Source organism: Brenneria alni (genome assembly GCF_003666245.1).
Classification (GTDB): domain Bacteria; phylum Pseudomonadota; class Gammaproteobacteria; order Enterobacterales; family Enterobacteriaceae; genus Brenneria; species Brenneria alni.
The window spans coordinates 31,639-46,451 of sequence record NZ_MJLZ01000013.1; the positions used below are offsets into that span (position 1 = coordinate 31,639).

At 51.1% G+C, this 14,813-nt stretch carries 14 protein-coding genes; 6 read left to right on the forward strand and 8 right to left on the reverse strand.

What is annotated here, in order from left to right; translation table 11 throughout:
* Window positions 1–22: 22 nt before the first annotated feature.
* From BIY29_RS20830 to pilM, 4 genes are read right to left on the reverse strand one after another with little or no spacing between them, the layout of a single operon-like run.
* Window positions 23–412 (reverse strand): HofP DNA utilization family protein, encoded by a 390-nt coding sequence (locus BIY29_RS20830; protein WP_121574602.1) that lies wholly within the window; start codon window positions 410–412, stop codon window positions 23–25.
* Window positions 402–950 (reverse strand): hypothetical protein, encoded by a 549-nt coding sequence (locus tag BIY29_RS07950; protein ID WP_147437149.1) that lies wholly within the window; start codon window positions 948–950, stop codon window positions 402–404. Before BIY29_RS07950 ends, BIY29_RS20830 begins: the two co-directional genes overlap by 11 nt.
* A complete protein-coding gene (locus tag BIY29_RS07955) occupies window positions 943–1,512 on the reverse strand; it encodes a PilN domain-containing protein (RefSeq protein WP_121574604.1) in 570 nt (189 codons plus the stop codon). The genes BIY29_RS07950 and BIY29_RS07955 overlap by 8 nt, the downstream gene beginning before the upstream one ends.
* Window positions 1,513–1,514: 2 nt before the next feature.
* Window positions 1,515–2,366, reverse strand: a complete 852-nt coding sequence (pilM, locus tag BIY29_RS07960; protein ID WP_121574605.1) for a pilus assembly protein PilM — start codon at window positions 2,364–2,366, stop codon at window positions 1,515–1,517.
* A 136-nt stretch (window positions 2,367–2,502) separates the two neighbouring features.
* Here pilM and mrcA point away from each other — a divergent pair, with 136 nt between their 5' ends.
* Entirely contained in the window at window positions 2,503–5,061 is a 2,559-nt protein-coding gene (mrcA, locus tag BIY29_RS07965; RefSeq protein ID WP_121574606.1) for a peptidoglycan glycosyltransferase/peptidoglycan DD-transpeptidase MrcA, read from the forward strand.
* Between the two features lie 43 nt (window positions 5,062–5,104).
* Here mrcA and nudE read toward each other — a convergent pair whose 3' ends face one another.
* A complete protein-coding gene (nudE, locus tag BIY29_RS07970) occupies window positions 5,105–5,656 on the reverse strand; it encodes an ADP compounds hydrolase NudE (RefSeq protein ID WP_121574607.1) in 552 nt (183 codons plus the stop codon).
* Between the two features lie 447 nt (window positions 5,657–6,103).
* On the opposite strand from nudE, the gene BIY29_RS07975 reads away from it, so the two are divergent.
* From BIY29_RS07975 to pckA, 5 genes are all read left to right on the forward strand, one after another.
* Window positions 6,104–8,254 (forward strand): intracellular growth attenuator family protein, encoded by a 2,151-nt coding sequence (locus BIY29_RS07975; RefSeq protein WP_121574608.1) that lies wholly within the window; start codon window positions 6,104–6,106, stop codon window positions 8,252–8,254.
* Between the two features lie 94 nt (window positions 8,255–8,348).
* Window positions 8,349–9,035 carry a GMP/IMP nucleotidase gene (gene yrfG, locus BIY29_RS07980; protein WP_121574609.1) on the forward strand — a complete coding sequence of 229 codons (687 nt, stop codon included), beginning with the start codon at window positions 8,349–8,351 and terminating at the stop codon, window positions 9,033–9,035.
* A gap of 12 nt (window positions 9,036–9,047) precedes the next feature.
* Window positions 9,048–9,458: a ribosome-associated heat shock protein Hsp15 gene (gene hslR / locus BIY29_RS07985; RefSeq protein ID WP_121574610.1), complete on the forward strand. Its 411-nt coding sequence runs from the start codon at window positions 9,048–9,050 to the stop codon at window positions 9,456–9,458.
* Between the two features lie 23 nt (window positions 9,459–9,481).
* Window positions 9,482–10,354, forward strand: a complete 873-nt coding sequence (gene hslO / locus BIY29_RS07990) for an Hsp33 family molecular chaperone HslO (protein WP_121574611.1) — start codon at window positions 9,482–9,484, stop codon at window positions 10,352–10,354.
* A gap of 198 nt (window positions 10,355–10,552) precedes the next feature.
* Window positions 10,553–12,172, forward strand: a complete 1,620-nt coding sequence (gene pckA, locus BIY29_RS07995; protein ID WP_121574612.1) for a phosphoenolpyruvate carboxykinase (ATP) — start codon at window positions 10,553–10,555, stop codon at window positions 12,170–12,172.
* A gap of 1 nt (window position 12,173) precedes the next feature.
* Here pckA and BIY29_RS08000 read toward each other — a convergent pair whose 3' ends face one another.
* The 3 genes from BIY29_RS08000 to ompR all read right to left on the reverse strand — a co-directional run bounded on the left by BIY29_RS08000 (window position 12,174) and on the right by ompR (window position 14,502).
* A complete protein-coding gene (locus BIY29_RS08000) occupies window positions 12,174–12,353 on the reverse strand; it encodes a hypothetical protein (protein WP_121574613.1) in 180 nt (59 codons plus the stop codon).
* A 71-nt stretch (window positions 12,354–12,424) separates the two neighbouring features.
* Entirely contained in the window at window positions 12,425–13,786 is a 1,362-nt protein-coding gene (gene envZ / locus BIY29_RS08005) for a two-component system sensor histidine kinase EnvZ (RefSeq protein WP_121574614.1), read from the reverse strand.
* Complete coding sequence (gene ompR / locus BIY29_RS08010) at window positions 13,783–14,502, reverse strand: osmolarity response regulator transcription factor OmpR (RefSeq protein ID WP_005969424.1); 720 nt, start codon at window positions 14,500–14,502, stop codon at window positions 13,783–13,785. Before ompR ends, envZ begins: the two co-directional genes overlap by 4 nt.
* Window positions 14,503–14,813 lie beyond the last annotated feature (311 nt).

A 14,813-nucleotide genomic window follows, 5' to 3' on the forward strand; every position in this document is an offset into this window, starting at 1 on the left:
GGGCATATAGCGACAGGATTTTCTATTGTGCGATACGCTTATTAATGAAAGGCGAGGACAGAGTAACCACCGATGGCATTCCATCACAGATCGCGGCATGGTCGATCGATGTTAACCTCATTCCCGACTTATCCAGACGACTGACCTGCCAGCTTCCCGGCGGGATTGCCTCACCCTCTTTTACTCGCTGCCATTGGCTTTCCGATTGCGCCAGCCACCCCACCCATCGCTCACCTGAACCAATAACACCTTTTAATTGCCACTGTTGCATATCGTCGACCCGGGTGCAGCGCTCTGCTGATACAGGATGGAAAGGATCACGGCTAACATTCGCTGCCACTCCCGCCACTATGCTGAATAAGACTATAAAAAACAGTACGACATATATTGCTCCGATAATCCTATTCCACATCTTCCCTCCGTTGAGCCACCGGTTTCACCAATGTCATTTCAATGTGCAAAACACCGTCCGTCGACTTCATTGCCAATTGCTCAATTCGTAAAACATGCGGTAGCCCGATAAACTGACGCAACATATGCAAGAGTGCCTGATAGTCAGCGCTAAAGGTTAATAACCACGCCCTGCGATTGCTCTGTTGACCATCGAGTTGCCAGGAAAGCAATGACGCGCTGGATTGTAACAACATCGTCGAGACCAACTGAGCCGCCATATCTGCATGGAATGGCGTATTTGCTGCTTGCCACTCAGCTAACTGCCTCTGCATGACGATAAGCGTCGGCATCGTTCGCTGTTGCTGCTGAATATGTTGCACAGCGGTGTACTGCTGCTTAATCTGCTGTTTAACTTCTGCTATTTGCTGCTGTTCCCCCCTCAAAACCAGCCATATTCCCAGCAATAAAAAACCGCTAATCAGGACAATTTGCGCTATCACCAATACCCACAGTGGCTTACTTATCCAGACAAGCCAGTTAAACATCGAATTAGTCACCGTTCCCCCCACCACCGGTTGAGTCAGTGGACGCCCAATCCGCCTGAAGAGAAAAACGCAATAACGAGCGATCGCTCTGCTGTCTTAACGCCTGGAGAAGTTGAACTCGTCCCAACGCCGGATGGCGGCCCAGTGAGCGATTTAACGCCACAATATCGGTATAATTTTCACTCAACCCGGAGATCAACAGATGTTCTCCGCGATCGGCAATATCTGTCAGCCAGAGACGCCGGGGTATCATTGACGCCATCTGTTCCAGCAGACTCAGGTAGCGTTGGTTGTGCCGCACCCCTGCGGTATCGGCATCACGTTGAGCCTGATAATCCCGCAATGTATTCCACATCTGGCGGGTTTGCTGGTAGTGCGCAATCCATTGCCGCCGTTGCTGCGATATATCACTCAGTTCACGCTGTAACATTAGTCGTTGCTGATGCCAGACCGTGTAAAACCCACCGAGCGTTACCGTGATTAATGCCAGTTGCAGCAGCAATAACATCAGCCAGTTGCGCGCTCGCCGACGTAACCGTTGCTTACGCCAGGGCAAAAGATTAACCAGCAGCATTTTCAGTTATCTCCAGGCCGCAAAGCTAAACCGCCCGCAATAACAAATGCGGTTGGAAAATCAGGTAAAGGTGGCTGCATCTGGTCAAAAGCAGCCAGCGGAGACCAGGGAATCAACACGTCGGGTGTGTTGTTGGTTAACTCCGGCAATGTGCTGCTGTAATAGACTGCATCGTGGGCGGCTTTAGGATAGCGGGCGCTTACCAACGACAAAATATTCTCATAAGATATCCATTCATCAGGGGGTATTACGCCAAACTCAAAGGCATGATTCAGCGGGGATATCCATAACCAACTGTCCGCCAGCCGATGCAGTAACACATGGTTATCTTTAAGCCCCGCTGACTTCGCCATACCACGAATGGCACAGGTTGAAACATCGACGATTTCGGGATGTAAATCCGCAGTACGTAGACATTCAAGCCAATTATTCAGCTCACGCCGCCGTGCAGCGGTAATCAATAAAGCGCCCGGCGTATGGGGATCCTCACGATAGTCCATTGACAATAAATCACTGCTTACCGGCATCTTACGTGCAGCCAGGGTTTCTATGTACCTGTTGCGCTCAGGCTCTTGCAAACGGCTGTCCGGCATAGGCAAACGCTGCTGTAATACCAACTGGGCGGGAAACCCTACCCGCAGTGAAATATGGCGGGGCAATAGCCTTCGCCATTTTAGTAAAGTCTCACAAAGCGCCTCGGTATGGTGTAAACTACCTGTACGTAACGTGTCGCCCGGTAGTGGGAACTGCCACCAGTGGCGAAGCTGCCAGCCGTAGCGACGGCGCTGAACCGCCAGGGCACGCATAAACCCGTTTTGTATATCTAACCCAACCCGCCAGATGTGATAAGCCATGTTCAAACCGATCTCCTTATCTGTTACAAAGAACGCATCCACAGTTAAAAGAACGTATCCACAGTACTGGCTTACCTTTATACTAGCGCGCGATTGTTTATAAACTGTCCAAACGCTATTGAATGGAAAATCTCAGGTGAAGTTCGTAAAGTATTTATTCATCCTTGCAGTGACTTGCATCCTGCTGGGAGCTGCCTCGATATATGGTCTGTACCGCTATATCGAACCACAATTGCCCGATGTCGCCACACTGAAAGATATTCGGCTGCAAACGCCTATGCAGGTATACAGCGCCGATGGCGAATTGATCGCTCAGTTCGGTGAAAAACGCCGTATTCCACTGAAGCTGGAACAGATTCCGCCGGTATTGATACATGCGTTTATTGCGACCGAAGACAGTCGCTTCTATGAACATCACGGTGTCGATCCGGTGGGGATTATCCGTGCCGCGTCGATTGCGTTGACCTCCGGTCATGCTTCCCAGGGCGCCAGCACCATCACGCAACAGCTTGCCAGAAACTTTTTCCTTAGCCCGGAACGCACCCTGATCCGTAAAATCAAGGAAGTCTTCCTGGCTATACGTATTGAACAACTCCTCACTAAAGATGAAATTCTTGAGTTATACCTGAACAAAATCTATCTCGGTTATCGCGCTTATGGCATTGGGGCGGCCGCGCATGTCTATTTTGGCCGTCCGGTCGATCAGCTTACGCTCAGTGAAATGGCCATGATTGCCGGTTTACCGAAAGCGCCTTCCACCTTTAATCCACTCTATTCCTATGATCGCGCAATAGCGCGGCGTAATGTGGTTCTGGCGCGAATGCGAGATGAAAACTACATCACTCAGGCTCAATATGATGAAGCGCGTAATGAAAAACTGGTGGCCGACTACCACTCACCGCAGATTTCGTTTTCCGCCCCTTATCTGGCGGAAATGGTGCGCCAGGAAATGGTCAAACGTTATGGCGACAATGCCTATAACGATGGTTACAAGGTCTATACCACTATCACCAGGAAATTGCAGTTAGCCGCACAGGACGCTTTACGTAACAATGTCCTCGCGTATGACATGCGCCACGGCTACCGCGGCCCGACCAAAGTACTGTGGAAAATTGGCGAAAGCGCCTGGAATCAGGCCAGAATCGTCACCACACTGAAAAGCCTGCCGGTTTATGGTCCGTTGTTACCGGCAGTTATTATCGATACCGACAGCGACAAAGCCACTGCGATGATGGCTGACGGCAGCAATATTTCATTGCCGATGGCAGGTATGCGCTGGGCCCGACCTTATCGTTCCGATACGCAACAAGGCCCTACGCCCAAACGGGTGACCGATGTTGTGCAGACCGGCCAGCAGGTGTGGGTACGGAAAGTGGACGACGAGTGGTGGCTTGCTCAGGTGCCGGATGTGAACTCGGCTCTGGTGTCTATCAACCCGACCGACGGTGCGGTTGAAGCACTGGTAGGCGGGTTCGACTTCAATCAAAGCAAGTTTAATCGCGCAACGCAGGCGCTGCGCCAGATTGGCTCCAACATTAAGCCATTCCTCTATACTGCCGCAATGGACAAAGGTCTGACGCTCGCCACGATCCTCAATGACGTGCCGATTACGCGTTGGGATCCGGGTGCGGGTTCAGACTGGCGGCCGAAAAACTCACCGCCAACGTATGACGGCCCTATCCGTTTGCGTCAGGGGCTGGGGCAATCCAAGAACGTCGTGATGGTGCGCGCCATGCGCGCCATGGGCGTGGATTACGCCGCAGAATATTTGCAGCGTTTCGGCTTTCCGAAACAAAACATTGTCCCGACGGAATCACTGGCGCTGGGTTCCGCCTCTTTCACGCCACTACAGGTGGTTCGCGGTTATGCGGTAATGTCGAACGGGGGCTATCTGGTCGATCCCTATTTTATTACCAAAATAGAGAGCGAGGCAGGCGGAACCGTCTTTACCGCCACGCCCAGGGTGGTCTGCGATACCTGCAATTTACCGTTGGTTTATGGTGAAACACAGCGTGCCGCGACACTGTCTGTGGATAGTATGGAAAATGTCGCCACATCCAGAGAACGCCCGATGCAGAATGCATTGCCGATGCCGCAACTGGAGCCAGTTACGCCGCTGGCGGCCCAGCAAAATACCGCACAGCCTTATGCGCCGCATGTTATCAGTACCCCGCTGGCTTTCCTGATTAAAGACGCGCTTAACAGTAATGTGTTTGGCGAACCGGGCTGGATGGGGACGGGCTGGCGCGCAGGCCGTGAACTGAAACGCCGTGATATCGGCGGTAAAACCGGCACCACCAACAGTTCCAAAGATGCCTGGTTCTCGGGTTATGGCCCTAACCTTGTTACCTCTGTTTGGATCGGTTTTGACGACCATCGCCGTAACTTAGGCGCCAGCAGCGCTTCCGGCGCTATCAAAGATCAGATATCAGGCTATGAGGGTGGGGCGAAAACAGCCCAACCTGCCTGGGATGATTTTATGAAAGCGGCGCTGGATGGCGTTCCCGAACAGCCGCTGACACCACCGCCCGGTATCATCAGCGTGGCTATCGATCGCAGCAGCGGCAAGCTGTCTAGCGGTGGCGGCAACAGCCGTTCCGAGTTCTTCATTGAGGGGACACAGCCAACGGAATATGAAGTACATGAGGTTGGAACGACATTGATGGATAACGGGCAGAGCGAAGAATTGTTCTGAGCGTCCACAAAAAGCGCAGGAAACTGCGCTTTTTATTCACAGGTTACTGGCGACTTAGCCAGTCCTGAGTCAAAAACAACGCACTGACATTACGCGCTTCCCGAAAATCCGGGTCCTGTAATAACGACATCATATCACTCAATGGCCAGCGCACTTTCGGCATCGGTTCCGGCTCGTCGCCTTCACGACTTTGCGGATACAGCCCACGCGCTACCACAATATTCATCTGGCTGGAAAAATAGGACGGCGCCATCGTCAACGTCGCTAACAGATCTATTTGCTCCGCGCCAAATCCCGCCTCCTCCATCAGCTCCCGGTTGGCTGCTTCAAATACCGTCTCGCCGGGGTCAATCAGCCCTTTAGGAAAGCCAAGCTCATATTGCTCAATACCCACCGCGTATTCACGGATTAGCAGCAGTTCATCATCAATAATCGGCACAATCATCACGGCTTCCCGCCCGGTTGGGCGCATTCGCTCATAAACCCGACGTGCACCATTACTGAACTCCAGATCGATGGATTCAACATTAAACAAGCGCGAACGAGCAACCGTTTCTACCTTGAGAATTTTAGGTTTCTGCAGGTTATGACTCATAATGGCCCCATAGAGAAATTACGATCAGGCCGACACCTTAATTAGCCAAGCCATAATTATCGGTAACGTTTACCTTCATTAAGGATGCCGGGGTGCCGCAGAATGAAAAGAGATCGTTAATATTCTTTTTTGATCTTGTTCACATTGTGCGTTAACAGTAGCCCCCGCTGCAACTCTCATGATCATGAATTTACTTTTTTATAACATGGGAAGTGCATTACCTTTATTGAAGTAAAAAATAAAAAGTCAATAACCTGTCGAAAAATCAGATTATCCTCATGTCAGATACCTTATCTGATTGTTACTATCATCTCCTTGCGTGGATCTTTCCTGTTATTTTTCTGCTAAAAATCTAATAAAACAAAGCCATACGGGTTATCATCGATTGGATAAGTTTGTTAAAATCCGGCACAAACAGGGAGTAAGTCACATTGGAATGGAGATGACATGAGCACAATATTTACCCTATTGGCTATATTGTTTGCCTGTCTGATCGCTGTCGGAGGTTTTATCAGCTACCGTATGCGCTGGCGCTTACCGTTCGTTCACCCTTTACCGGTGACGCCCTCGTTACTTCGTCAACTAACGCCTGAAGAGCGCGTCGCCGTTGAGCATTATCTTGCGCAGGAGAATAACCAGAAAACGACGCCACTTGATACACCTACCGCTCAACCCAGACTTCCCCGTTCATTACAAAGCAATCGCGTCTATCCGATCACCCATACCATTACCCGTTATGGCCTGAGTACCGACTCACAGAATAATTGGCGATATTATATTGATACGCAGGAGATTCACCTGCCCCCCTGTTGGGAACAGTATATTACCGAGAATAACACCGTTGAATTAATTAAAACCCGTTCAATTCCGCTGGTTATTTCCCTGAATGGACACTCATTAGTGGAATGCATCGATAACCATCCGGTAATGTCCGTCCCTGAAATTCCAATGCCCAACGCCTCCATTCATCATGAAGAACATGAAAACGCTGAACTGGTGACCATTCGTAAGGAAACCAGGGAAGAACATGCCATACACCACTCGGCTGGGCTGAAAGAAGCTGGCGTTCTGTGTCTGGCATTCCTGTTGCTGTTAATCAGTCTTAACAGCCCAATGGCCCTTCTGCCCTGGTTGACCGGTACGGCAGCGCTGCTCGCAGGCTGGAGTCTCTGGCAGCTTTTCCGATCCCCTTCAGAGCACGAGTTGCGGGATGTCCATTGTCTTCACGGCACACCGCAAGGTCTCGATCTTTTTGGTGAATCTAATCAAAATCAGTCCGGTAACATCTCGCTGGGTAATATCGACCTTATCTATCCCCCACACTGGCAACCCTATATCGCGCTTGATTTAGGAAGAAAAACGGATGTCGATATTTATCTTAACCGGCAGGTTATCCGTCAGGGTGAACACCTTTCGTTACATGACGAAGTAAAAAATTTTCCCCTGCAACGATGGGGTAAAAACCTGCTGCTGGCTGCCGGATCGCTTCTCAGCCTGATCCTCTTATTGACCTATGTGCCGCTAGGGCTGCCATTAAAGCTCAGTATGGCCTGGCTACAGGGGGCGCAACATATTCAGGTCACTCAGGTTGACGAGTTGGAAAAAATGCCGCTCAAAATTGGTGACACCCTGGAAATCCAGGGGACAGGGATGTGTTATGTCCCGTTCGGGATCCGTCCCTCAAGTAACGGCCCGGCCTATGCTTTTACGCCTTTTGACTGCTCCGCGATTTACTGGAATAAGGCCGATCCTTTACCTTTGCCGGAATCCGATATCATTGAAAAAGCCTCGGCACTGCATAACATAGTCAATAGCCAGTTACACCCACAGACAGATAAAGAAGGCCAGGTTAACTCACAGTTGGCCTCCGCCATTCAGAAATCAGGCATGATCCTGCTTAATGATTTTTCCGGTATTGTGCTCAAAACACAGGATCTTTGCGAGCAGGAAAGGGACTGTTCCCGGCTGAAAAATGCATTGATCAATCTGGGCAATGTGAAGAACTGGGATACGCTGGTAAAACAGGCCAGAACGGGATCGCTTAAGGGCATGAACGTCTTGCTGCGTCCGGTAAGCGCAGAGACGCTGGAATCACTGGTTAACAGCTCAACTAACTTTTTCTTCAACCAGGAAATCAACAACGCCGCTGATTTACTCAATAGCCCTCCCCCTGGCGGCTTTTTAATTCGTAGTGATGAAGGACGCCAATTTGTCAGTCATCCATTACCTCCCATGCCGCTGCATGAATACCGGGCCTCAGACCAGTGGCAAGAACTCCAGCGGTTGTCAGCCATGTTGTTACACACACCGTTTAATGCCGCTGGCATCATCACTAAACTCAGCACCGATGCCAATGGCACTCAGCATATTGGCCTGCACAGCGAACCAGATGTTATAACACTGTGGCGTTATCTCGGCAGTTGCCTGCTATTGCTGATTTTTTCCGCTACGCTTTCCATCAATGCCGTGCTGTTGGGAATAAAAGTACGCAAGAGTAAGCAGCGGGTAACTCATATTCAGCATTATTACGCCAAACGTTTTGGCTCCGCAGTATCATCGGCATCCCTGATGGATAACCGCACGAACCTACCCAGATAATCGCGAAGCTCGGTGACGTTATGTTATTCTGACAGGAGCGCCGCATTAATTTCCCCACCACGATTTCTGGAATCATTCTGTATCTGGAGTATTTATGAGCCCCCATGTTAACTGGCACGATATTGACACTGTTATATTAGATATGGATGGCACACTGCTTGATCTGGCTTTCGATAACTACTTCTGGTTGCAGCTAGTCCCGCAGTCACTCAGTCATAAACGCGGCATCAGCCTTGAACAGGCACAACAGCTCATCACCACAGAGTACCGGGCGGTGCAGCACACGCTCAACTGGTACTGCTTCGATTACTGGAGTGAGAAACTAGGGCTGGATATCTATCAGATGACCACGGATATCGGCGCCCGCGCCCGCCTGCGAGAAGATACTACCCCATTCCTGACAGCGCTGCGCAACAGCGGAAAACGGACGATTCTGCTGACTAATGCCCACCCGCATAGCCTGGCGGTTAAGATTGAACACACCGGGTTGGATCAGCACCTTGATTTATTACTTTCCACCCATACTTATGGGTATCCGAAAGAGAATCAGAGGTTATGGCAGGCCGTGCAGCAGCAAACCGGTTTCGATCCGGCCAGAACGCTGTTTGTTGATGACAGCGAACCGATTCTGGACGCCGCCAAAGCCTTCGGCATACGCTATTGTCTGGGCGTCAGTAATCCTGATTCCAGTCAGCAGGAAAAATCATTCCAGCAACATCCATCAATGAATGACTATCTTGGGCTGTTACCGTCGTTGCATCAGTCGGTAAATCCCCGTTAATCAGGAGGATTCATGATGAAAGCACGCGAGAATTCTGGCGAAACCATCCGTCTGGACAAGTGGCTTTGGGCGGCCCGTTTCTATAAAACACGGGCTATTGCCCGCGAAATGGTTGATGGCGGCAAAGTTCACTACAACGGGCAGCGCAGCAAACCCAGCAAACTGGTTGAACTGAATGCCGAAATTACGTTACGCCAGGGGAACGACGAGCGCACCGTTATTGTTTGCGCGCTCAGTGGTCAGCGTAGAACCGCCGCAGAAGCACAGGCGCTGTATCAGGAAACCACCGGTAGTATCGAAAAACGGGAAAAGCTGGCGCTGGCGCGAAAAATGAATGCGCTAACCATGCCGCACCCGGATCGTCGTCCTGATAAAAAAGAACGGCGGGATCTGATTAAATTTAAATACAGCGATCAGCAATAACTGTTACCCAGCGAGAGAACACTATGTCCACCCATGACCAACTACACCGTTACCTGTTTGAAAATTATGCCGTCCGTGGCGAGTTGGTGACAGTAAGCGATACCTATCAGCACATTCTGACCAATCATGACTACCCGGTTGCGGTACAAACGCTGCTGGGAGAAATGCTGGTTGCCACCAGCCTGTTAACCGCGACGTTAAAGTTCAGCGGCGATATTACCGTTCAGCTCCAGGGAGACGGCCCGCTGAAACTTGCGGTGATCAACGGTAACCATCAGCAGCAAATGCGCGGGGTTGCCCGTCTGCAAGGTGACATTGCCGCCGGAAGTTCCCTCAAAGACATGGTCGGTAACGGCTACCTGGTCATTACCATTACGCCGAGCGAAGGCGAGCGCTATCAGGGCGTGGTTGAATTAGCTGGCGAAACGGTCGCTGATTGTCTGGAAAGCTATTTCCAGCAGTCCGAACAGCTCCCCACCCGGTTATTTATCCGTACCGGCCAGCATCAAGGCCGTATGACCGCCGCAGGCATGTTGTTACAGGTATTGCCCGCGCAAAATACCGATCGTGATGATTTCGATCATCTGGCGCAACTCACGGCAACGGTTAAGACCGATGAGTTATTTACGCTTGCCGCCAACGATGTTCTCTACCGCCTCTACCATCAGGAAGAGGTAACGGTGTATGAACCGCAAACGGTTTCTTTCCAATGCCATTGTTCACGTGACCGTTGTGCAAAGGCATTAATGACGCTTCCCCATCAGGAAGTGACCGAAATGCTGGAACAGGACGGTAAAATCGATATGCATTGTGACTATTGCGGTAATCACTACCTTTTTAACGCCGACGACGTTAAGGCATTCAGACAGCATTCATCAGATAATCTCCTGCACTAACCCTTAAAACGGGTACAGGCGTACCCGTTTCACCCCATGCATCAAAACGCGCTAGATCAAATTGGTTATTTTTTCAACACCAAGAAAAACAAAGTTATTAATTAATTTATTTAACTTTATGATTGCTATCGCGGTTAAAATAAGCTCACTCCCCTACAATACTTGTCAGTGCGAATATAACAATTGAGGAGTAGCTATATGTCTGTCAAAGGTATAACCCCGCAAGCTCTTAACGCTTATGGAATCCAGGATGTGCGCGATATTGTCTACAACCCAAGCTATGAATTACTTTTTCAGGAAGAAATCGACCCAACCCTGCAAGGCTATGAACGCGGCATCGAAACCCAACTGGGTGCGGTAGCCGTTGACACCGGTATTTTTACCGGTCGTTCTCCAAAAGATAAGTACATCGTTCGTGATGACGTCACCCGCGATAGCGTATGGTGGTCGGATCAGGGGAAAGGGAAAAATGATAATCACCCTCTGAGTCAGGAAACCTGGACGCATCTCAGGCAGCTCGTCACCAGACAACTCTCCGGTAAGCGCCTGTTTATCGTTGATGCTTTCTGTGGCGCAAACCCGGACAGCCGCCTGAAAGTTCGCTTCATTACTGAAGTTGCCTGGCAGGCACACTTCGTCAAAAACATGTTTATTCGCCCGAGCGATGAAGAATTACAGGGCTTCGAACCTGACTTCATCGTCATGAACGGCGCAAAATGCACCAACCCGCAATGGCAGGAGCAGGGGCTGAACTCTGAAAACTTTATCGCCTTTAACCTGACGGAACGTATTCAGCTTATTGGCGGCACCTGGTACGGCGGCGAAATGAAAAAAGGGATGTTCTCTATCATGAACTACCTGCTGCCGCTCAAAGGCATCGCCTCTATGCACTGTTCGGCTAATGTTGGCGAGCAGGGCGACGTCGCCGTCTTCTTTGGCCTTTCCGGTACGGGTAAAACCACCCTGTCAACCGACCCCAAACGTCAGTTGATTGGTGATGATGAGCACGGCTGGGATGACGACGGCGTCTTCAACTTTGAAGGCGGCTGCTACGCTAAAACCATCAAACTGTCCAAAGAAGCCGAACCGGACATTTATGGCGCGATTAAGCGTGATGCGTTGCTGGAAAACGTCACGGTGCTGGCCGACGGCAGCGTCGATTTCAACGACGGTTCAAAAACCGAGAATACCCGCGTTTCCTATCCGATCTACCATATCCACAATATCGTCAAACCTGTGTCTAAAGCCGGACATGCAACAAAAGTCATTTTCCTGACGGCTGACGCGTTTGGCGTATTGCCACCGGTATCACGCCTGACATCAGACCAAACCCAGTACCATTTCCTGTCTGGCTTCACCGCCAAACTGGCGGGAACCGAGCGCGGTGTGACCGAGCCGACTCCGACCTTCTCTGCCTGCTTCGGCGCCGCCTTCCTGTCGCTGCATCCCACGCAATACGCAGAGGTGCTGGTGAAACGAATGAAAGCGGCGGGCGCCCAGGCTTATCTGGTTAATACCGGCTGGAATGGAACCGGGAAACGTATCTCAATTAAAGATACACGCGGGATTATCGACGCTATTCTGAATGGCAGTATAGATGATGCGGAAATGCAGACGCTGCCGATCTTCGATCTGGCCATTCCTACCTCATTGCCAGGTGTTGATCCTGACATTCTCGATCCGCGCGATACCTACGCCAATCAGGCCCAATGGCAGGAAAAAGCGGAAGATCTGGCTAAACGGTTTATCACCAACTTTGATAAATATACCGATGCGCCAGCAGGCGCTGCGCTGGTGACGGCTGGGCCAAAGCTGTAGCTTATCCGGCTCGCAAAAAAGGCGCGGATATCCGCGCCTTCAGACTGCCGACAAAGTCCGATATTAGGGACAGCGTGCCGATGGGGCCGTAGCGGCGTAAGCCGCCGACAAATTTGCCGGGAGCAAAATTTGAACAGCATTTATGCTGACCCGCAGGGTGGGACACAAGGATGTGTCCCATAATGGCCCCTCGGTGCGATAAGCCCGGGTATCTCGATCTCACCGCTATGGGTTTGTCATCAACCTCGCCTTTTAACTGTCTTTTACCGGGCCGCTGTCCGAGCCGGAAAGATCAAACGGCAAGGGTAAATAGGCCCGAACACACAGCCCTCCGCGTTCGCTGGCGCCAACGTCAAGTATGCCGTCGTGCGCATCAATAATTCGCTGCACGATCGCCAGCCCCAGACCTGTCCCACTGGTGCTGCGAGCGCTGTCACCCCGGACAAAAGGCTGGAAAAGATGCTTGAGTTGAGCAGGATCGATACCAGCGCCATCATCCTCAACCTGAAACCATGCGCGTTGCAGTTCCCGTCCGGTGCTGACTTTGATCCAACCATTACCATAACGGGCGGCGTTCACCACCAGATTCAGCGCAGCGCGCTTAATTGACAAGGGGCTGACGCGGACTAACAGTTCACCGCTGGAAAAATCGCTGTCGATCTGGCGTTCGTAACCGCTTTCTGCCGCGACCACCTCACCCATAATGGCATTGAGGTCAGCCACTTCGGTCTGCATTTCCTGACCGGTACGTAAATAGTCAATAAACTGTTCAATAATCGCATTGCACTCTTCAATGTCTTTATTGATCGACTCCGCCAGATAGTCATCATCCTTACTCATCATTTCCGTTGCCAGGCGAATGCGCGTCAGTGGTGTCCGCAAATCGTGGCTTACCCCCGCCATCAGCAGGGTTCGATCGTCAGCCAGCAGCTTCACGCCGGATGCCATCTGATTAAAAGCGCGGGTAACCGAGCGCACTTCCGAAGCGCCATATTCACGCAACGGCGGCGGAATAATCCCTTTACCAACCTGCAAAGCCGCATGTTCCAGCTCAACCAGCGGACGGTTCTGTACCCGGATAAACAGCCACGCGCCGCCGATCACCAACAGCATGATCGCCAGCGTGTAACGAAAGAGCGGTGAGAAATCACCCTGATGAATTTCAGTCAGCGGCACTCGCACCCAGATATCCGGCGACAGCCAGGTTTTCAGCCAGACCACCGGGGTATTTTTACTCAATTCGATCCGCACATCGGTCGGACCGCCCAGTTGTTGCGCCATCTGCTGGCTCAAAAATTTATAATGCTGGGCCCAACGCAGGCCACTCTCCTCCGCCGCCGTATTGGTATATAACGATATACCCAGCTCACGGTAAATCTCACGCCGGAACGCCGGCGGCACCTCCAGAGTGGTGCCATCCTCCAGTTGCAAACTGTCGGTCATCAACATTCTTACCTCGTAGGCCAGCACCTTATTAAACTGCTGCAAACTCGGTAAAATAGCGAAGTTCAGTACCACCAGATAGGTGGTTACCAGGCTGACAAACAACAGCGTGACAATCAGTAACAGCGTCCGGGCAAATGCGCTGCGCGGAGAAAAGCGCCACCGACTCATGCCTTACTGCCGTCCGGTACAAAGACGTAGCCCAGGCCCCAAACCGTTTGGATATAGCGCGGGTGCGCCGGATCTTCTTCCACCATGCGCCGCAAACGGGAAATCTGTACGTCGATAGAACGCTCCATCGCGCTGTATTCGCGGCCACGCGCCAGATTCATCAGTTTGTCACGAGACAGCGGCTCACGCGGATGGCTGACCAGTGCTTTCAGGACGGCAAACTCACCGCTGGTTAACGGCATGGGTTCGTCATCACGAAACATTTCACGCGTTCCCAGATTCAGTTTGAATTTACCAAAGGCAATAATCGCCTCTTCCTGCGAGGGTGCCCCCGGCAGCTCATTGGCCTGACGGCGCAACACCGCACGAATACGGGCTAACAGTTCGCGTGGGTTAAACGGCTTGGGAATGTAATCATCCGCGCCTATTTCCAGACCAACGATGCGGTCAACCTCTTCCCCTTTCGCCGTCACCATAATGATGGGCATCGGGTTACTCTGACTACGTAAACGGCGGCAAATGGACAAACCATCTTCGCCCGGCAGCATAAGATCCAATACCATCAGGTGAAATGACTCACGGGTCAGTAAACGATCCATCTGTTCAGCATTGGCAACGCTACGTACCTGAAAACCCTGCTCTGTCAGATAACGTTCCAACAGCGCACGCAAACGCATATCGTCATCTACAACCAGAATTTTATAGTTCTCTTGCATTCTCTTTCTCCAAAGGCGTATAGCCGCCGATGCCGCTATTGTTCAGAAACATACGAATTACTGACAGTCGTTTCTGGTATACATTCCAGGCAAAATTGTTACAAAGCATATTAAAATACGTGTAATCAACTATTTCCTTGAGGTAATTATAGTTACCTTGCCACAAACCCACGGTAATTCGCTATGTGCAGCCACCGATTCGACGTTATAAAGATCCCAATTCCTGTTAAATTCCGGCAACACCGCTGAAAACCAATGTAATTAACCCTGTTAGGGATGGCGCACTGCCTGCGAATTACTTGATATAATGC